Source organism: Streptomyces sp. RLB3-17 (assembly GCF_007113425.2).
GTDB classification, from domain to species: Bacteria; Actinomycetota; Actinomycetes; order Streptomycetales; family Streptomycetaceae; genus Streptomyces; species Streptomyces mirabilis_D.
In genome coordinates this window covers 7,213,185-7,231,818 of sequence record NZ_CP041610.2, presented here as the reverse complement: position 1 = coordinate 7,231,818, position 18,634 = coordinate 7,213,185, and the positions used below count along the sequence as shown (strand labels likewise).

At 71.8% G+C, this 18,634-nt stretch carries 18 protein-coding genes; 6 read left to right on the top strand and 12 right to left on the bottom strand.

Annotated features, from left to right (window positions below; translation table 11 throughout):
* Positions 1-77: 77 nt before the first annotated feature.
* Both FNV62_RS32825 and FNV62_RS32820 read left to right on the top strand, forming a co-directional pair.
* Positions 78-1,064 (top strand): heavy metal transporter, encoded by a 987-nt coding sequence (locus tag FNV62_RS32825; protein WP_097286144.1) that lies wholly within the window; start codon positions 78-80, stop codon positions 1,062-1,064.
* A 350-nt stretch (positions 1,065-1,414) separates the two neighbouring features.
* Positions 1,415-1,858, top strand: a complete 444-nt coding sequence (locus tag FNV62_RS32820) for an ATP-binding protein (RefSeq protein WP_097286143.1) — start codon at positions 1,415-1,417, stop codon at positions 1,856-1,858.
* A 182-nt stretch (positions 1,859-2,040) separates the two neighbouring features.
* Here the strand turns inward: FNV62_RS32820 and FNV62_RS32815 are convergent, their stop codons facing one another.
* Positions 2,041-3,135, bottom strand: a complete 1,095-nt coding sequence (locus tag FNV62_RS32815; RefSeq protein WP_060901374.1) for a bifunctional succinyldiaminopimelate transaminase/glutamate-prephenate aminotransferase — start codon at positions 3,133-3,135, stop codon at positions 2,041-2,043.
* A 153-nt stretch (positions 3,136-3,288) separates the two neighbouring features.
* Complete coding sequence (fdxA, locus tag FNV62_RS32810) at positions 3,289-3,609, bottom strand: ferredoxin (RefSeq protein ID WP_018089397.1); 321 nt, start codon at positions 3,607-3,609, stop codon at positions 3,289-3,291.
* A gap of 140 nt (positions 3,610-3,749) precedes the next feature.
* Here fdxA and FNV62_RS32805 point away from each other — a divergent pair, with 140 nt between their 5' ends.
* Entirely contained in the window at positions 3,750-4,790 is a 1,041-nt protein-coding gene (locus FNV62_RS32805) for a GNAT family N-acetyltransferase (RefSeq protein ID WP_143609149.1), read from the top strand.
* Between the two features lie 17 nt (positions 4,791-4,807).
* A complete protein-coding gene (locus FNV62_RS32800) occupies positions 4,808-5,659 on the top strand; it encodes a transglutaminase-like domain-containing protein (RefSeq protein WP_143609148.1) in 852 nt (283 codons plus the stop codon).
* Positions 5,660-5,774: 115 nt separating this feature from the next.
* On the opposite strand, the gene FNV62_RS32795 is transcribed toward FNV62_RS32800, so the two are convergent.
* Genes FNV62_RS32795 through FNV62_RS32780 form a run of 4 tightly spaced genes read right to left on the bottom strand, consistent with a single transcriptional unit; the run spans position 5,775 to position 9,221 of the window.
* Positions 5,775-6,389, bottom strand: a complete 615-nt coding sequence (locus tag FNV62_RS32795) for a DNA-binding response regulator (protein WP_060901376.1) — start codon at positions 6,387-6,389, stop codon at positions 5,775-5,777.
* Entirely contained in the window at positions 6,386-7,561 is a 1,176-nt protein-coding gene (locus tag FNV62_RS32790) for a sensor histidine kinase (protein ID WP_143602823.1), read from the bottom strand. Before FNV62_RS32790 ends, FNV62_RS32795 begins: the two co-directional genes overlap by 4 nt.
* Positions 7,558-8,298, bottom strand: a complete 741-nt coding sequence (locus FNV62_RS32785) for an ABC transporter permease (RefSeq protein WP_143627966.1) — start codon at positions 8,296-8,298, stop codon at positions 7,558-7,560. The genes FNV62_RS32790 and FNV62_RS32785 overlap by 4 nt, the downstream gene beginning before the upstream one ends.
* Positions 8,295-9,221 carry an ABC transporter ATP-binding protein gene (locus FNV62_RS32780; protein ID WP_179858271.1) on the bottom strand — a complete coding sequence of 309 codons (927 nt, stop codon included), beginning with the start codon at positions 9,219-9,221 and terminating at the stop codon, positions 8,295-8,297. The genes FNV62_RS32785 and FNV62_RS32780 overlap by 4 nt, the downstream gene beginning before the upstream one ends.
* Positions 9,222-9,462: 241 nt before the next feature.
* On the opposite strand from FNV62_RS32780, the gene FNV62_RS32775 reads away from it, so the two are divergent.
* Positions 9,463-9,792, top strand: a complete 330-nt coding sequence (locus FNV62_RS32775) for a hypothetical protein (protein ID WP_054228234.1) — start codon at positions 9,463-9,465, stop codon at positions 9,790-9,792.
* Between the two features lie 118 nt (positions 9,793-9,910).
* Here the strand turns inward: FNV62_RS32775 and FNV62_RS32770 are convergent, their stop codons facing one another.
* From FNV62_RS32770 to FNV62_RS32755, 4 genes are all read right to left on the bottom strand, one after another.
* Positions 9,911-12,184, bottom strand: coding sequence for a peptidoglycan binding domain-containing protein (locus FNV62_RS32770; protein ID WP_143609147.1), 2,274 nt, complete (start codon positions 12,182-12,184; stop codon positions 9,911-9,913).
* Positions 12,185-12,344: 160 nt separating this feature from the next.
* Positions 12,345-12,764 carry a DUF6113 family protein gene (locus FNV62_RS32765; protein WP_079090155.1) on the bottom strand — a complete coding sequence of 140 codons (420 nt, stop codon included), beginning with the start codon at positions 12,762-12,764 and terminating at the stop codon, positions 12,345-12,347.
* Positions 12,764-13,708: an N-acetyl-1-D-myo-inositol-2-amino-2-deoxy-alpha-D-glucopyranoside deacetylase gene (gene mshB, locus FNV62_RS32760; protein WP_143609146.1), complete on the bottom strand. Its 945-nt coding sequence runs from the start codon at positions 13,706-13,708 to the stop codon at positions 12,764-12,766. Before mshB ends, FNV62_RS32765 begins: the two co-directional genes overlap by 1 nt.
* Positions 13,709-13,816: 108 nt before the next feature.
* Entirely contained in the window at positions 13,817-14,011 is a 195-nt protein-coding gene (locus FNV62_RS32755; RefSeq protein ID WP_054228237.1) for a hypothetical protein, read from the bottom strand.
* A 176-nt stretch (positions 14,012-14,187) separates the two neighbouring features.
* Between FNV62_RS32755 and FNV62_RS32750 the strand changes: the two genes are divergently transcribed.
* Entirely contained in the window at positions 14,188-16,317 is a 2,130-nt protein-coding gene (locus FNV62_RS32750; protein WP_097286137.1) for a prolyl oligopeptidase family serine peptidase, read from the top strand.
* 244 nt (positions 16,318-16,561) lie between these two features.
* Here the strand turns inward: FNV62_RS32750 and FNV62_RS32745 are convergent, their stop codons facing one another.
* Together FNV62_RS32745 and FNV62_RS32740 are read right to left on the bottom strand one after the other, a co-directional pair.
* Entirely contained in the window at positions 16,562-17,611 is a 1,050-nt protein-coding gene (locus tag FNV62_RS32745) for an ABC transporter ATP-binding protein (RefSeq protein ID WP_143609145.1), read from the bottom strand.
* A complete protein-coding gene (locus FNV62_RS32740) occupies positions 17,604-18,632 on the bottom strand; it encodes an ABC transporter ATP-binding protein (protein ID WP_143602820.1) in 1,029 nt (342 codons plus the stop codon). The genes FNV62_RS32745 and FNV62_RS32740 overlap by 8 nt, the downstream gene beginning before the upstream one ends.
* Between the last annotated feature and the right edge of the window lie 2 nt (positions 18,633-18,634).

The window sequence follows — 18,634 nt, the reverse complement described above, 5'->3', positions numbered from 1 at the left end:
CTGCTCGGCGCTCCGCCGCACACGGGTTGTCCACAACCCCATACGTCTCCAACCGTCGCCTCCAGTACCTTGTAGGCGTGCCAGAGCCGTCCCCCACTCCTGTCCGGCGCGGCCGCCTCTTCCGTTTCGGGGCGGCCGTCGTAGTCACGCTCGCGCTCGCGGGTTACCTCGCGGTGCAGTACCTCACGGGAGGGACGGGTGCGCCGCGCTGCAGAGTCGTCTCGGGCAAGAGCGACGGCGCGTCGTACGAGTTCACCCCGGAGCAGGCGGTGAACGCGGCGACGATCTCGGCGGTCGGCACCACCCGCGGGCTGCCGGAGCGCGCCGTGGCCATCGCGCTCGCGACCGCGCTCCAGGAGTCGGGGCTGCGCAACATCCAGCACGGCGACCGGGACTCGCTCGGCCTGTTCCAGCAGCGCCCCTCGCAGGGCTGGGGCACGACGAAACAGATCATGGACCCGACGTACGCGGCCGGCATCTTCTACGAACACCTGGCCAAGGTGCCGGGCTACGCGCGGCTGCCGCTCACCGTGGCCGCGCAGCGCGTGCAGCGCAGCGGCTATCCGCAGGCGTACGCGAAGCACGAGCCGGACGCGACGCTGCTGGCCGCGGCCCTGACCGGCCACGCGGCGGCCACGCTGACCTGCGAGGGCCGCCCGGGTGCGACCCCGGTCGGCGGCCCCGACTCGGTGCGCGCCGCGCTCGTGAGGGACTTCGGGCGCGAGGTGCTGCAGGAGGCGGGAGCCGATGTGGGCACCGCGGGCTCCCCCGCCTCCTCGACGGCTTCGCCGACGCTCGCCCCCTCGCCGAGCGTCTCCGGCCGCACCGTGACCGTGCCCGTGCGCAAGGACCCCACCGGCGCCTCCACCGTCCGCCAGCGCGGCTGGGAGCTGGCGCACTGGGCGGTGGCCAACTCCTCGACGCTGCACATCCAACGGGTCTCCTACGCGGGGCGGGAGTGGACGGCCGGGGAGAGGAACGGCGAGTGGCGCGCGGCGGTCGCCAAGGGCGGTTCGACGACGACGCAGTCCGCCGGCGCGGTCCGCATCGTCACCGCGCAGTAGTACGGGGCCTCACCTGTACGGGGGATGCGCGGCGTGGCGCGTTGCTGCTGCGAGCAGGTTTTCGCGTGCTCACTCCGGAATCCGCCGGACCCCTTGAAAACAAAGGGCCGTAAGGATTCGGCAGACTTTCCGACCGGATGCCCTTTGCCCGTTTTTATCCACAACTGATAATGCGACGCATTGCCAACTCTTTACGTCGGGCCACCGCAACCTTCGCGGGTCTCGAGCGGTAGTCACTGCGTCCGAGCCCGGAACGATCAACGGGTCGCCCGACAGCCGGTCGGCGGCCGGTCAGTCAACTCCCGGGCACGGGTGGACAGTTCACCGTTCTCTTCCGTCTAAGGAGCATCATGTCCCTCCCCCTGACCCGTCGGATCGCCCGTGCCGCGCTGCTCATCGCAGCGGGAGCGGCGCCCGTGGTCGGTGCGGCCGGCTCCGCCAGCGCGGCGGCCGAACTCCCGGCCACCCCCGACCTCGGCGGGCTGACCGCTCTGGACGGCGCGCACGTCGGCAACACGGTCGACGGTGCGACGCAGAACGTCACCGGGCTCGCGGGCGCGACCGGCGGCAACGCCCTCAAGAAGGCCGTCCCGGCCGCGGGCAGGACGGGTGGCAGTGTCGCCAGGACGGCGACGCCGGCCGCGCAGAAGGTGGCCGGGGACGCGGCGGGGCAGGCCGGGGGTCTGCTCGGTGACACCGCGAAGACCGCCGGTGGTGGTCTGCCGACGGACGCGGTGACCAAGGGTGGTCTGCCGACGGGGCAGCTGCCGCTGAAGGGGTTGCCGCTCGGCTAGCCGCCGGGGCCGTACGCATGCTGTAGCTGTACGGAGAAGGGGTCCAGGGATGTTCCCTGGACCCCTTCGTGCGTGTCGGTTCCTGGCGTGCGGGCCGGTGGGGGCTGGGCGCGCCCACGCGGCGGAGCCGCACATGTCGGAGCCCCGCGCCCCTAAAGGGCACGCTCCTCGCCAGGGGCTTCTTAGCCCAGGCGCTCTACCGCCGCCGCCACCCGCTCGTCCGTCGCCGTCAGGGCCACGCGGACGAAGTTCTCGCCCGCCTCGCCGTAGAAGTCGCCCGGGGCGACGAGGATGCCCAGTTCGGCCAGGTGGGCGACGGTGTCCCAGCAGGACTCGCCACGGGTGGCCCACAGGTACAGGCTCGCCTCGCTGTGCTCGATGCGGAAGCCGTGGCGCAGCAGGGCCTCGCGCAGGGCGGTGCGGCGGGCCGCGTAGCGCTCGCGCTGTTCGCGGACGTGGACGTCGTCCCCGAGGGCGGCGACCACCGCGGCCTGGGTCGGCGCGGACGTCATCATGCCGCCGTGCTTGCGGATCTGGAGCAGGTCCCCGAGGACGGCGGGGTCACCGGCGAGGAACGCGGCGCGGTAGCCGGCCAGGTTCGAGCGCTTCGAGAGCGAGTGGACCGAGACGATCCCCTCGTACGAGCCGCCGCAGACGTCCGGGTGCAGGACCGAGACCGGGTCGGCCTCCCAGCCCAGCTCGAGGTAGCACTCGTCGGAGAACACGAGGATGTCGTGCTCACGGGCCCACGCGACGATCCGGGCGAGTTCCGGGGCGGACAGGACCCTGCCCGTCGGGTTCGACGGGGAGTTCAGCCAGAGGAGCTTCAGGTCCGTCGGGTCCAGCTCCGTGGGGTCGTCGTAGACCACGTGGTCCGCGCGGGCCAGGCGCGCGCCGACCTCGTACGTCGGGTAGGCGAGGCGCGGGTACGCCACCTTGTCGCCGGGGCCCAGGCCCAGCTGGGTGGGGAGCCAGGCGACGAGTTCCTTGGAGCCGACGATCGGGAGCACGTGCTGGTGGGTGATGTCGCGTGCGCCGAGCCGCCGCTCGACCCAGCCGGTGAGCGCGTCGCGCAGTTCGGGCGTGCCCCACACCGTGGGATAGCCCGGCGAGTCCGCGGCCGCGACCAGAGCCTTCTGGATCAGCTCGGGCACCGGGTCGACCGGGGTGCCGACGGACAGGTCGACGATGCCACCCGGATGAGCGGCGGCCGTCGCCTTGAAGGGCTCCAGCTTGTCCCAGGGGAAGACGGGAAGCCGGTCGGAGACTGCGGACACGGGATCGGGCTCACTTTCTCGTTCGTACGACCCGTACACACACGGCCTGCGCGCCTGTGGCCGGTACGGGCCGCTACGGCAAACGCCTCGGCCCCGCACGGCGATCGAGGGGATCGGCCGTACGGGACCGAGGCGGCGCGTAGGTGCGGCCGCTTACTGGTTCTGCGGCGGCAGCGCTGCGATGAAGGGGTGGTCGCGCTCGATCAGACCGAGCTTGCTGGCGCCGCCGGGCGAGCCGAGCTCGTCGAAGAACTCGACGTTCGCCTTGTAGTAGTCCTTCCACTCTTCCGGAGTGTCGTCCTCGTAGAAGATCGCCTCGACCGGGCACACCGGCTCACAGGCTCCACAGTCGACGCATTCGTCCGGGTGGATGTACAAGGACCTGGAGCCCTCGTAGATGCAGTCGACCGGGCACTCCTCGATGCACGCCTTGTCCTTGACGTCGACACAAGGCTGCGCGATGACGTAGGTCACGCTGTCGTTCCTCCTCGATAGGGCGCTGGCGGGCCTCCGTAGGCTCCGCCGCCTGGCGCGCGGGAGCGCGGCGTCGTCGATGCCCGCACCTAGTATCTCCGTTCCGGGGCGTGATCCATACAGGAGGGGTGAACTGACCTGTGGAAATCTCTGCGGCCGGACGTCTCGAGGTCCGAATCACCGCTGCTGACGTGGGCAAACGTGTCTCTGTTCGGCGGATGATCACAGATATCGAAGGTGCCGCCGGCGGTGAGAAGTTCACTGACACGGTCGGTGTTCTCACATCATGGGACGAGAGTGTGCTGCTGATCACACGGCGCGACGGCGAAGTCGTCCGGATTCCGGAATCCTCACTGGTCGCGGGCAAGGTCGTACCGGCCGCCCCGGCGCGTCGGCGGGGCCCCGCGGCCTCGTACGAGGAACTGGCGCGGGTCACGGCGCGGGCCTGGCAGCCGGTGGAGAGCGAGCGGCTCGGCGACTGGGAGCTGCGGGCGGCCTCCGGGTTCACCCGGCGCGCGAATTCCGTGCTGCCGCTCGGCGACCCGGGCGTGCCGCTCGACGAGGCGCTGACGTACGTACGCGCCTGGTACGCGGCCCGTGACCTGCCCGCCTACGTCCAGACCGCCACCGGGGCCGAGGGCACGCAGGAGGTGCTGAGCGCGGAGCTGGAGGCGCGCGGCTGGGCGCGTGAGGTGAGCGCCGGGCTGTGGATCGGCGCGCTCGCGCCGCTCGCCGACCGCGAGGTCGCAAAGGCCCCCGGGGTGGTCCTCGCCCGCGCGGCCGACGAGGCCTGGCTGGGCCGCTACCAGCGCAAGGGGCTGAGCGAGGTCGCGCTGCACGTCCTGGGCAGCGGGCCCTCGGTGTGGTTCGCGACGGTGCCAGGCGCCGAGGGGGAACCTCCGGCCGCGATCGGGCGGTGCGTCGTCGACGGGCGGTGGGCCGGTTTCGCGGCCGTCGAGGTCGACCCCGCCCAGCGTCGCCGGGGCCTCGCCACCGCCGTCATGGCCGCGCTCGCCCGCCGTGCCCTGGACGAGGGCGCCTCGGCGGCCTGGCTCCAGGTGGAGGCGGACAACGCGGGGGCGCGGGCGCTGTACGCCGGGATGGGCTTCGCGGCGCATCACACGTACCACCACTACCGCGCGCCCGAGGCGTCCGCCGACGACCGCCGTCGACCGGCGTGAAGGGGTACCAGACCGCCATGCCTTCCCCCCATCCCCCGGAGCCGGAGCGAGCCGCCGAGGTGCGGCGGAGGTTCGCCGAGGAGGCACGGTCCGAACGGCCCGACCTGGCGGCGCTGTGTCTGCTGATCGGGGCGGCGGCGGACGGCACGCTGGACGAGGCGGGGACGGACGCGGCCCAGATCGAACTCGACCGGCTCGCCGGACAGCTGCCGTTCCGGCCCGGTGGGGCGCTGTCCTGGGCGACCGCGCTCGCCGAGCTGCTCGGCGGGCGCTGTGGGTTCCGGGGCTCGCCCGGGGACTATCAACGGCTGGAGTCGTCACTGCTGCACGCGGTGCTGCGGCGGCGGCGCGGGCTGCCCATCCTGCTCTCCGTGGTGTGGATGGAGGTGGCCAGACGGGCCGGCGCGCCGGTGTACGGGGTCGCCCTGCCCGGGCATTTCGTGGTGGGCTTCGGACCGGCCGAGCAGCAGGTGCTCGCCGATCCCTTCGACGGGGGGCGGGTGCTGAGCGGCTCCGATGCGGAGCTGCTCGTGCAGGGCGCCACCGGGGCGCCTCTCGATCCCTCGATGCTCGTCCCCGCCCCTCCGCTCGACGTGGTCGTGCGGATCCTGAACAACGTCCGGGCGTGGGCGGCGGCGCGGCCGGAGCGGTCGGATGTCAGTCTGTGGGCCGTGGAGTTGGCACTGCTGTTGCCGTCGCATCCTGCGCGGTTGCGGTACGAGCGGGCTCAGTTACTGGTGCAGCGGGGGGATTTCCTGGGTGGGGCCGCGGAGTTGGAGGCCTACGCCGATGTGGTCGCCGCGGTGGATCCGCCTTCGGCGGAGAAGGTTCGGGGGCAGGCTCGGGCGGCTCGGGCGATGTTGAACTGAGTTCGCGGTTCGCCCATGCACCGTAGGGGGAACTGTGCCCCCGCGACTGCGGGTCTGGTGTGGCTGAGCGCGCAGTTCCCCGCGCCCCTTTCGGGGCGCTCCCCCGAACGGGGTTTTAGAGCCAGCCCTTTTCCCGTGCTATCCGGACCGCCTCCGCGCGATTGCGGGCCGTCAGCTTCTGGATCGCTGTCGAGAGGTAGTTGCGGACCGTGCCCTGGGAGAGGTGGAGGGTGGTGGCCAGTTCGGCGTTGGTGGAACCGTCGGCCGCCGCGCGCAGGACCTCGCGTTCGCGGTCGGTCAGGGGGTTGGCGCCCTCGGCGAGGGCGGCGGCCGCGAGAGTGGGGTCGATGACCCGTTCACCGGCGAGCACCTTGCGGACCGCCGCGGCGAGTTGGGCGGCCGGGGCGTCCTTGACGAGGAAGGCGTCGGCGCCGGACTCCATGGCGCTGCGCAGATAGCCGGGGCGTCCGAAGGTCGTGAGGATGAGCAGTTTGATGCCGGGGAGTTCCTTGTGGACCTCGGCCGCCGCCTCGATGCCCGTCTTGCCCGGCATCTCAATGTCGAGAAGCGCCACATCCACGTCGTGGGCACGGGCCGCGGCCAGCACCTCGTCGCCGCGCGCCACCTGGGCGACCACCTCGATGTCGGGCTCCAGGCCCAGCAACGCGGCCAGCGCCTCGCGGACCATCGACTGGTCCTCGGCGAGCAGGACCTTGATCGTGCGGCTCATGCACCGGATCCTACGGGGTGATCGGCGGCCTCGAAGGGGGCCTGCGCCGGTACCCGTGCGACCAGCCGGAAGCCGTGCCGCACCCGGCCCGCCTCCAGGGCCCCGCCCGCCTTCTCCAGCCGCTCGGTCAGGCCCGTCAGACCATTGCCGGGACCATGGCCGGAGCCGCCCGAACCGTCGTCCTCCACGCTCAGTTCGAGCATCGGGCCGTCCAGCGTCTGGCGGCGGACGAGCTCCACGGTGCAGCGCCGGGCCCCGCTGTGCCGTACGACATTGGTGACCGCTTCCCGCAGGGCCCAGGCGAGCGCGGACTCGCTCTCCTCGGCGACGTCGGCGAGGTCCGGCTCGGCGGGCAGGTCCGCGGTGACGCCCGCCGCCGTCAACGCGACCTGTGCGCCCGCGAGTTCGCCGGACAGCCGGGGGCGCCGATAGCCGGTGACCGCCTCGCGCACGTCGACGAGGGCCTGCCGGCTGACCTGTTCGATGTCGGCGACCTGCTGGGCCGCCTTGTCGGGGTGGTCGGGGAGCATCCGGCCGGCCAGCTCGCTCTTGAGGGTGATCAGGGAGAGCGAGTGGCCCAGCAGGTCGTGCAGATCGCGGGCCAGGCGCAGGCGCTCCTCGTTCGCGGCCAGTTGGGCGACCGTCGCACGGGCCTCGCGCAGCGCGATCGTCGTGCGGATCAGTTCGCGGACGCCGGTCATGGCGAACCCGCCGAGGAAGGCCGGGATGAGCAGCCCCGCCAGATACGCCTTGCCACCCGACACGGTCAGGGCGATCCCCGTCAGCACGGCGGAGACGGCCGGGATGGCCCAGCGCGCCATCCGCAGCGGAAGCACCGCGCCGGACGCGATCGAGACGTACACGAACAGGACGAGCCACTCCCGCCCCAGGGTGAAGGAGAGCAGGGCGGCCTCGGCCGCGAGGACCCCGAGCGAGACGAACACGAAGGGGGTCGTCTCGCCGCGGCCGGTGCGGAAGACCAGCGCCGCGTACCACCCGACGAAGGCCACCAGGCCGAACCAGCCGAGTACGACGACACCGGTGCTGTGCCCGCCGTGCACCAAGTCGCTGACGGGCGCGCTCAGATAGACGAGCCAGATGCCGGTCCAGATGGCCTTGACCATCTTCTGCCTGCGATTCTGCGGGGGTTGCCCGATGCCGATGCTGCTCACGCCTTCAGCGTGTCCTTCCGGTACAGCCATGCCGCGCCGCCCGCGAAGACGAGGAAGGAGACAGCGAGGATGGCGAGGTCCTTCGCGTGCGGGGCGTCGCCCAGTTCGATGGATCGCCCGAGGGCAGCGTACGCGTGCGTGGGCAGCCAGGACGCGATCTTCTGGAGCCAGTCGGGGAAGGTGGTCGTGGGCATCCACAGGCCGCCGAGCACCGAGAGCCCGAAGTACAGGATCATCGTGATCGGGCGGACCGCGTCGCCGCTCGCGAGATAGCCGATGGCCACGCCGAGCGCGGCGAAGACGAGGCTGCCGGCCCAGATCGCGCCGGTGAGCGCGAGCCACTGCCAGGCGTCCAGCCGTACGTGCTTCACGGCGGCGGCGACCGCGAAGACGACCACGATCGACGGCAGGCTGATCACGGCGGCGCTGGCGGTCTTCGCCAGGACATAGCCGCGGCCCGGCAGGGTGGTGAGCCTGAGCTGCCGTACCCAGCCGCTCTCGCGCTCCTTCGCGATGCGCTCGCTGTTGCCCATCAGGACCGCGGTCAGGGCGCCGAAGGAGGCCATGGAGACCATGAAGAAGGTCGGCAGGGTGAGCCCGGTGCCGGCCACCTTGGTGGTGCTGTCGGCGCTGCCCGCGATCAGCAGGAACAGGGCCGAGGGGTAGACCACCGAGAAGAACAGGAACTTCTTGTTGCGCAGGGCGCGGGTGATCTCGAGCTTGATGAGGCTGTTCACTGCGACTTCGCCTCCTCGGCGGCCGTGATGGCGACGAAGGCCTGCTCGAGTCCGAGCCCGGCGACTTCGAGATTGCGGGGGTAGAGGCCGAGCCCGTACAGCGCGTGTACGGTCGCGTCGGCGTCGGAGGACTGGATGCGGACGGTGTGCCCGGAGACGTCGATCGAGGTCAGGAAGGGCAGGGCGCGCAACGGGGCCTCGTCGATGGGGCCTTCCAGGTCGAAGGCGATACGCCGGGCGCCGGCCTTCGCCTTGATCTCGGCGGCGGTGCCGTCCGCCAGCAGGCGGCCCCGGTGCAGCACGAGGACCCGGTCCGCGATGGCGTCGGCCTCCTCCAGGTAGTGCGTGGCGAACAGGACGGTCCTGCCCTGGTCGGCCTGCTCGCGCATGGTGGCCCAGAAGGCCTGGCGGGCGGAGACGTCCATGCCGGTGGTGGGCTCGTCCAGGACGATCAGGTCGTTGGCGCCGGCGGTGGCGAGCGCGAAGCGGACGCGCTGTTCCTGGCCGCCGGAGAGCTTGTTGACCTTGCGGTCGGCTATCGGCGAGATGCCCGCGCGGGCCAGCACGTCACTGACCTTGTACGGCTTCGGGTGCAGATCGCAGGCCAGCTTCACCAGCTCGCCGACCGTCACCTCGTCCATCAGGCCGCCGCTCTGCAGCATGGCGCCCACCCGGCCGCCGACGATCGCCTCGCGAGGGCTCGCGCCGAACACCCGGACCGCGCCGGTGTCGGCGTGCTTGAGGCCGAGGAGCAGGTCCAGCGTGGTCGACTTGCCGGCCCCGTTGGGACCCAGCAGGGCGACGGTCTCGCCCGGGTGCAGGTCGAGCGTCAGCCCGTCGAGGGCCCGTACGTTCCCGTAGCTCTTGCTCACCTGATCGAACCCGACCACCGGGGTGGTGGCGGGCGCCGCTGTTGTCGTCATGGGGACCATCGTGGCCGCGCGGGCCCGGTGCCCGGCAGTGTCGGCGGTCCTGACTGCCGGATGACAGATGTCATGTCGTGCCTGGTGCTGGTCGAACCCTTCGGCACGGTGGCGGCCTCGGTGCGCGTGGAGCGCGTATGCACATGCCGGTAATTTGGTGGCATGCACGTGCCAAGATAGGTAGTTTGGTCGCCGCTCGGCTTGACCCGCCAGGCACATCGACCACAAGGGGGAAACTGTGATGCGCAAACTTCTCGCCGGCGCCGCCACCGCCATGGCCGCCGTCGCCGGCCTCGCCTTCGCCGCCCCGGCGCAGGCGGCGCCGTCGGACACGGTCTCGGTCCAGGACATCAACTGCCACGCCAAGGAGAGCGTACGGATCCGGCAGTCGAAGTCGACCAGCTCGACCGCCCTCGGACTCTTCCCCAAGGGCGCGGGGGCAGACTGCGGCGGGGCCTCCGAGGGGGGCACCTACACCGCCTGCGGCCACCCCGACGGATACTTCTGGATCGCGATCAACTACCAGGGCGTCAAGGGCTACATAGCCCTGTACTGCATCACGCGTCCGTGACCTCGTGAAGCCCGTGGAGGCCCGTCCTCCCAGGACGGGCCTCCACGCGTTCGCCCTGCGACGACGGAGCCCCTGCCCGGTGCGGGCAGGGGCTCCGTTCCTCCCGGATGACCAGGGGTCAGCTCACTTTGGTGGCGATGACTCCGATGCGCTCCGCCGGCGTCTTGCCGCGCAGGGCCTTGCCCAGTGCGGTGACGACGTCCTGTGGCGTGAGAGCGCGCTTCCCGCTCGCGGTCTGGATCTGCACGCCGTCGAAGGTGGCGCCGTACGCCTTCTTGAGCGCCGTGAGGTCGTACGTCTCCACGAGCTTGCCGTTGACGGCCTTGAAGCCGAGGATCTTCGGCAGTGACAGGGCGCCGAACGGGATGCTGTGTGCCGCGTCGGTCTGAATGGTGACGCGGGCGGACATCGCGGGCTCGGCGAACTCCTTCATCATCCGGTCGACCTCGGCGTTCGAGACGGTCGGCTGACGGGTCGTGGTGGCGACCTTCACCGGGGTGGTCGTGCCGCTCTCGACCTGGGCGCGGTACGCGTCCTCGACGGCCTGGGTCGAGGCCGCCACGTCGATGCCCTTGCCCGCCTTGCCGTACACGGCGACGGCCTTGCCGGACTCGAACTTGATGGTGCCGTCGCTCGCCGAACCGGAGCCGCTCGCGGTGCGCTCCAGGGCGGCCTGGAGCTTCTCCTCGTCGACGGGCATCGCCGGCTCGACGACGCGCTGCTGACCGAACAGCGAGCCGATCACGGAGACCGGGTTGTAGTCGCTGCCCGCCGCGGCGCGGACCGTGTCCTGGGCGTTGAACTGGAGCCCGGCCTGGTCCGGCTTGAGCGAGACCGTGGTGCCGTCCACCGACAGCTGGAGCGCCTTGTTCATACGGGCCCCGAAGGCGTCGTCGAGCTTCTTGACGGCCTCGTCGCGGGTGCCGCCGCCGATGTCGACGCCGAGCACCGTGGTGCCCTTGGGGACGTCCGAGCGGTTCATCAGCAGCCCCGCGCCGTAGACGGCACCGGCGAGGAACACCACGCCGACGACCAGGAGCGTCAGCTTGCTGCGGCCCTTCTTCTTCGCCGGCTTCTTCGAGGAGGCGGCGGGCTTCGGGGCCGGCTCGGGCGCCTTCGGCGGGGTGTGCGGCAGCGGTCCGTCGGAGTGCGCGCCCGGCCCGAACGGCGAGTTCTGGGCCGGCGGCACGACGGGGATGCCACTGGTCAGGGTGTGCCCGGAGACGTTGTCCACCGGACCGCCGTAGCCCTGGCCGCCCGGATCGGGCGCGGGCTTCTGCGGGGTGAGGATCGCGGTGTCGTCGCTGAGGCCGCCCCCGGGGTACCCCGCGCCGAGACCGACCGCGCCGTGCCCGCCGGGGACGCCATGACCACCGGGGCCACCGGCCAGGCTGCCCGGAGCCGCGCCCGGGCCGACCGGCGGCACCAGCGGACCGTCACCGGTGACCGGACCGCCGGTCGGGCCCGCGGGACCGCCCCGGCCGTTCCCCGAGAAGTTCTCCGCGAAGTACGGGAGATCGTCACGGCGCGGTTCGCCACCGGGCCCTGCGGGGCCACCCGGGCCTCCGGAGCCACCCGGGCCGCCGGGACCACCGGGCCCGCCCGGGCCGTCGCTTCCTATGGCCGGGAACGAGGCCGTGTTGCCCAGCGCCGCGGAGACGTCGAAGGAACCGGTGCCGCCGCCGTGACCGGGGGCCACGGGTCCGGCGCCGGTGGCACCGGGCAGCCCGGCACCGTTCGTACCGCCGCTTCCGGGGCGGGGCGCGTTCGCCCCGCCGGGCCGGGCACCGCCAGCGCCGCCCAGGGGACCGGCACCGTTCGCGCCGCCGGGGGCACCCGGACGCGCACCGCCGGTGCCGTTGCCGCCCGGCGCGCCCGCGCCCTGCGGCGCCGCGGGACCCGCGGGTCCCGAACCGCCGGGCAGGCCCGCCCCGTTGGTGGACCCGCCGCCCGGGCCGCCGCCCGGCGCACCGGACTTGCGGGGCGCGAACCAGTCGCTGGTCTTCTCTCTGGCCGGAGGACCGCCCGCGGCGGCGGCCTCGGCCGAGGTCTCGGTGGCCGTGGCCGCTGCCACGGGCGCACTCACGGCACGCTGCGCCTCCGCGGGGGCTCCCGCGGAACCGGCGGACTCGGGGGGCGACTCGGCGTCCCCTACCGGTGTGCGCACGACGACCGGCGGGATGGGCCGCGATCCGGGGATGTTGATCCGAATCCGTGTCGTCAGCGTGGTCTCGGTCTTGCGCTCCTCCGGCGGGGTGCCGGTGGCCGAACGGCCCGCGTCGGCACCGTTCTCGGAAGCCGTGGGGGTCCCGTAGGGGGGCGTCCCCGACGGGTACGCGGCTCCACCGCGCCCGTTGGGCCCGGAGGACGAACTGTCAGTTTCACGACTCAAGGCAGGTTCTCCCGGTTGGCTCCGCCGCCCGTTTACTCGACCTCATCTCGGGCAGCTCGGCGGCGCGCACCACCATACTGGCCGTATTCGGCGCGCAAACCTCGCCCGCCCAGGAAACTCGCACGGGACCCGCACGTGTCCGGTACGGCGAAGTGGGACGTCACTTCCCAAGTCGGACGACGGAGTCGTGCGGTTGCCGCCCCAGACCAAGCGTGGCGCACATCACAGCCACGGCCATCCCGCCGAGCAGGAAGAGGTAGGAACCGACTCCCGCGCCGAAGAAGAAGTCCCCTTCCGGACGGGTGGAGGTGAGCAGGACGACCGCGATCATCCAGCCCGCGGCGGGCGCGACGGCGCCGGCCCGGGAGCCGGTCGCCCGCGATCCGCCCAGGAAGAGCCCGGCCGCGCCGGCCAGGGCGAGCAGCAACCCGCCCGGGAACCAGGCGGCTTGCACCAGCGTTCCGGCGGCCCCGACCACCGCGCCGAGCAGGAAGAGGCCCAGGTGGGCAACGATCCGCCCGGCCGAGGGCCGCGGCAACGGCTGGGCGAGCGAACTCCCCCGCTGTCCCGACATGCTCATCACGCGTCCGCCCTTCCCTGCTCGGTCCCCGTGGATCTCTGCTCGATCCCCGTGGAACCCTGTTCGATCCCCGCGAAGAGGTCGGTCTCACGACCGGGTCCCGCGCGCTCCCCGCGCACCAACTCGTAGTACTCGGTGGTGAACAGCGGTTGCGCGAGTGCGTTCGACAGCGCGAACCAGGGTTCGGCCACCTCGATCTGGGTGGCGTGCGCCCGCATGGCGGCGGCCTTCGCGGCGGCGTACGCGGTCCCGTCGATCGCGGTGGTGACCACCGTGTCGTCGACCACGCCGGGTACGTCCGCCACGGCGGCGGAGTGCTCGAAGGGCAGTCCGGGCAGGGCCTCGCGCAGCCGCCGGAAGCCCTCCTCGACGACGGAGCGCGGGGCGCGGTTCCAGTAGACCTTGGTGATCTCCCAGGGCGCGCCGAGGTCGGGGCGGGCGGCGGCGTCCGCGGCCAGCTCGACGGCGCGCACGGCCACGCGGTGGGCCTGGATGTGGTCCGGGTGTCCGTAGCCCCCGTCGGGGTCGTAGGTGACGAGCACCTGGGGGCGGACCTCGCGGATCACGTCGACCAGGTACTCCGCGGCCTCGTCGACGTCGGCGGACCAGAAGGCGCCCGCGCGGTGGTTCTGCTCCAGGCCCATCATCCCGGAGTCGCCGAAGCGCCCGGGACCGCCGAGGAAGCGGTGGTCGGTGACCCCGAGCTCCTTCATGGCGGCGGCCAGCTCACCGATCCGGTGCGGGCCGAGCCCGCCCTCGCGGTCGGGCGCGAGATGCGCCAGCTCGGGCGGGATGACCTCGCCCTCCTCGCCGAGGGTGCAGGTCACCAGCGTCACATGGGCGCCCTCGGCCGTGTACCTGGCCATGGTCGCGCCATTGTTGATCGACTCGTCGTCCGGGTGCGCGTGCACCAGGAGCAGACGCCGGTCGGGCAGTTCCGTCATGGAACCCACCCTACGAGGCGCCCGACCCCCCGCCGAGGCGGGCACGGGTCGTGGCGCCGAAGCCCCCGCCAGGACGTGCGGCTCCCCGTCAGGACCTGAGGCTCCCCGTCAGAACTTGAAGCTGCCGATCATGTCCGCGACGTTCGTCGTCAGGTCGCTGATCGTGGGGGCCATCGTCGAAGAGGCGAGATAGAAGCCGAACAGGACACACACGACCGCATGGCCGGCCTTCAACCCGGACTTCCTGACCAGGATGACGACGATGATCGCCAGCAGCACCACCGCCGAAATCGAGAGTGCCACGGCGGCTCACCTCCAAAGATCCCAGGGACATGGGGGGTCGGACATGGGGGTCGGTAAATCCATACAGCGGCCAGCAGGTTCATACCCACACACCGCCAGTGATCATAACTATCCATACGCGCGCATCGATCGGCGCACGGCCGCACAAGGGGGCGCATGGCCAATATGGTCAAGGCATGACGACCGAGCCTCTCTCCTTCCCCCGCCGGTACGCCCGGACGCAGCGCTTCACCCTCGGCGCGCCCCGCGCGTTCACCGTCTCCCCGGACGGTTCCCGGGTGGTGTTCCTGAGGTCCTCCTCCGGTACGGACCGGGCGAATCAGCTGTGGGTCCTCGATGTCGCGGAGGGGCAGGAGCGCGTCGCGGCCGACCCGCGGACGCTGCTCGGCGGCGCCACGGAGCGCCTGTCGACGGCGGAGCGGGCGCGCCGCGAGCGCAGTCGCGAGGGCGGCGCGGGGATCGTCGGCTACGCCACGGACACGGCGGTCGAGCTGGCCTCTTTCGCCTTGTCAGGGCGGCTTTTCACAGCGGAGCTGCGAGCCGGTACGGCACGTGAACTCCGGGTCCCGGGACCGGTGATCGACCCGCGTCCCTCGCCCGACGGGCGGCTCGTGGCGTACGTCCGCGGGGGCGCCCTGCGGGTCGTCGGCGCCGAGGGGGACGACGACCGGGCGCTCGTGGAGCCGGAGTCCGATGCGGACTCGGGGACGGTTTCCTATGGATTGGCCGAGTTCATCGCCGCCGAGGAGATGGGGCGTTCGCGCGGTTTCTGGTGGTCTCCGGAAGGCGACCGGCTGCTGGTCGCGCGGGTCGACGACGCGCCCGTGCGGCGCTGGTGGATTTCCGATCCCGCACAACCGGAACGCGCTCCGCAGCAGGTCGGTTACCCGGCCGCCGGAACGGACAATGCGGACGTAAGGCTCTTCGTGGTCAGCCTCGACGGGGTGCGCACGGAAGTGGTCTGGGACCGGGCGCACTACCCGTACCTGGCGCATGTGCACTGGTCAGCGGCGGGCGCGCCACTGATTCTGGTGCAGGCGCGGGACCAGCGCAGTCAGCTGTTCCTGGCCGTCGACCCGGACACCGGGGCGACCCGGATGGTGCACGCCGACGAAGATCGACAATGGCTGGATCTTTTCCCTGGTGTGCCGTGCTGGAGCCCCGCGGGACAGCTCGTACGGATCGCCGACGAGGGCGGGGCGCGGGTCCTGGCCTTCGGCGAACGCCCGTTCACGGGACCGCAGTTGCATGTGCGCGCGGTGCTGGACGTCTCGGACGACGACGTGCTGATCGCGGCGTCGGCCGGCGAGGCGGCGACCGCCCCGGAGACGGGCGAGGTGCATGTCTACCGCGTCAACGAGCTCGGTGTCGAGCGCCTCTCCCAGGAACCCGGCGTGCACGCGGCGGTGCGCGGCGGGGGCGTGACCGTACTGGTCTCCTCGGTGCCGGACCGGCCGGGAGCCCAGGTGCAGGTGCTGCGGGACGGAAAGCGGGCGGCGACTGTCGCGTCGTATGCCGAAAGTCCCGGTCTGTCCCCGCGCGTGACGTTCACCGAGGGGGGCGCACGGAAAATCTCATGCGCCCTGCTTATGCCTACTGACTACGACGGTGTCACTCCCCTCCCCGTCCTCATGGACCCCTACGGCGGTCCGCACGGCCCCCGGGTACTGGCCGCGCACAACGCGCACCTCACCTCGCAGTGGTTCGCCGACCAGGGCTTCGCGGTGGTCGTCGCCGACGGCCGCGGCACCCCCGGCCGCTCCCCCGCCTGGGAGAAGGCGGTCCGCGACGACTTCACGCTCGCCCTCGACGACCAGATCGACGCGCTGCACGGCCTCGCGGAGAGGTTCCCGCTGGATCTGTCCCGGGTGGCGATCCGGGGCTGGTCGTTCGGCGGCTGGCTCGCGGGGCTCGCCGTGCTGCGCCGCCCCGACGTCTTCCACGCGGGCATCGCGGGCGCTCCGGTCACCGACTGGCGGCTGTACGACACCCACTACACGGAGCGCTACCTCGGTGATCCGGCGACGGCCGCGGAGGCGTACGCGAAGAGCTCGCTGATCACGGACGACGGACTGTCCGCGCCCGCCGAGCCGCACCGGCCGCTGATGATCGTGCACGGCCTCGCGGACGACAACGTGGTGGTCGCGCACGCCCTGCGGCTCTCCTCGGCGCTCCTGGCCGCGGGCCGCCCGCACGAGGTGCTGCCCCTCTCGGGGGTCACTCACATGACCCCGCAGGAACAGGTCGCGGAGAACCTGCTCCTGCTCCAGGTGGACTTCCTGAAGCGCGCCCTGAAGCTTGCCTGAGCCACGGAAAATCCCACCCGGCACCGCAACCATCAATTGAGGAACCCCGACGAAGCCCCAGCCACGTCCGCGAGAGCGGCGCCGGTTCAGGCGCAAAATGCGACGGGCCGGGGCGACATGGCGCGCCCCGGCCCATCTACGGCACCCGCACGGCCGTACGCTGATTACCTTGACGCGTCCGTATATCGGTGCCGCTTCGGTCAAGTTGCCTGCGTGTTAACGAAGTTCGCCATCATTTGCGGGGTTATGTCGCCCGCTCGGGCGGTTCCTCCGGCGGCACGACCCGCTTCTCCTCGGCGAAATGACAGGCCGAGTCGTGCGCGGCCGGGCCCTCCACGAAGCGGAACTCCGCGGGCACCGCGAGCGCCGGCACCTCCAGCGCGCAGCGCTCCTGGGCCTTCCAACAGCGGGTGCGGAAGCGGCAGCCGGAGGGGATGTTCGCCGGGGAGGGCACGTCTCCGGTGAGGATGATCCGCTCCCGGCGCTCGCGGGCCTCCGGGTCGGGGACGGGCACGGCGGAGAGCAGGGCCTGGGTGTACGGGTGCGTCGGGTGGTCGTAGATCTCGGCGTCCCTGCCGGTCTCCACGATCCGTCCGAGGTACATCACGCCGACCCGGTCGGAGATGTGCCGCACGATGGAGAGGTCGTGCGCGATGAAGACGTAGCTCAGGTCGAACTCGTCCTGCAGCCGCTCCATCAGGTTGATCACCTGCGCCTGCACCGAGACGTCGAGCGCCGAGACGGGCTCGTCGGCGACGATGATCTCGGGGCGCAGCGCCAACCCCCGCGCGATGCCGATGCGTTGGCGCTGGCCGCCGGAGAACTGGTGCGGGTAGCGGTTGATGTACTCGGGGTTGAGGCCGACCACGTCCAGCAGGTCCTGGACGCGCTTCCTGCGGTCGCCCTTGGGCGCGACCTCGGGGTGGATCTCGTAGGGCTCCCCGATGATGTCGCCGACCGTCATGCGCGGGTTGAGCGAGGTGTACGGGTCCTGGAAGACCATCTGGATGTTGCGGCGTACGGCCTTGAGCGCCCTGCCGGACAGTCGGGTGATGTCCTCGCCCTTGTACTTGATCGTCCCGTCCGTCGGTTTCTCCAGGTTGACCAGCATCCTGGCGACCGTCGACTTGCCGCAGCCGGACTCGCCGACGATGCCGAGGGTCTCGCCCGCGGCGAGTTCGAAGTCGACCCCGTCGACGGCCCTGACCGCGCCGATCTGCTTCTTGAAGAGGATCCCCCGCGTCAGCGGGTAGTGCTTGACCAGGCCGCTGACCTCCAGAATCGCCTCAGCCATCGAGGCACTCCCGCCAGAAGAAGCAGGCGCTGGTGCGGGCCCCGGCTCCCTGGTCCGCCTCTGTGCGGTCCGCCCCTTCACGGTCCACCCCTTCACCATCCACCTCGAACAGCGGCGGCACCTCGGCGCGGCAGATGTCCTGGGCCATCGGACAGCGCGGGTTGAAGGCGCAGCCGGGCGGGATGTGCATCAGGTTGGGCGGCAGGCCCTTGATCGCGTAGAGCTCCTGGCCCTTCTGGTCGAGGCGCGGGATCGACTCCAGGAGGCCCTTGGTGTACGGGTGGGCGGGGGCCTTGTAGATGTCGTGGACCGGCGCGGACTCGACGATCCGGCCCGCGTACATGACGGCGATCCGGTCGGCGACGTCCGCGACGACGCCGAGGTCGTGGGTGATGAGGATGAGCCCCATGTCGAGCTCGCGCTGCAGCTCGGCGAGCAGGTCCATGACCTGGGCCTGGACGGTGACGTCGAGGGCGGTGGTCGGCTCGTCGGCGATGATCAGGGCGGGCTCCAGGGCCAGCGCCATGGCGATCATGATGCGCTGGCGCATACCCCCGGAGAACTGGTGCGGATAGTCGCGCACCCGGTCGGCGGCGGCCGGGATGCGCACCCGGTCCATCAGCTCGATCGCCTTGGCGCGGGCGCCCTTGCGGGACATCCCGCGGTGCACGGTGAACATCTCGCCCAGCTGGTCGCCGACGCTGAGCACGGGGTTGAGTGAGGACAGCGCGTCCTGGAAGATCATCGCCATCTCGGCGCCGCGGACCTTGCGCCGCTCGTCCTCCTTGAGCTTCAGCAGGTCCCGGCCCTGGAAGAGGATCTCGCCGCCGGTGATCCGTCCGGGCGGCATGTCGAGGATGCCCATCACGGCCTGCGCGGTGACGGACTTGCCGGAGCCGGACTCGCCGAGGACGGCGAGCGTCTCGCCCTCGTCCACGCCGTAGTCGACCCCGTTGACGGCCTTGGCGACCCCGTCCCGGGTGCGGAACTCCACGTGCAGATCGCGTACTTCGAGCAGCACGG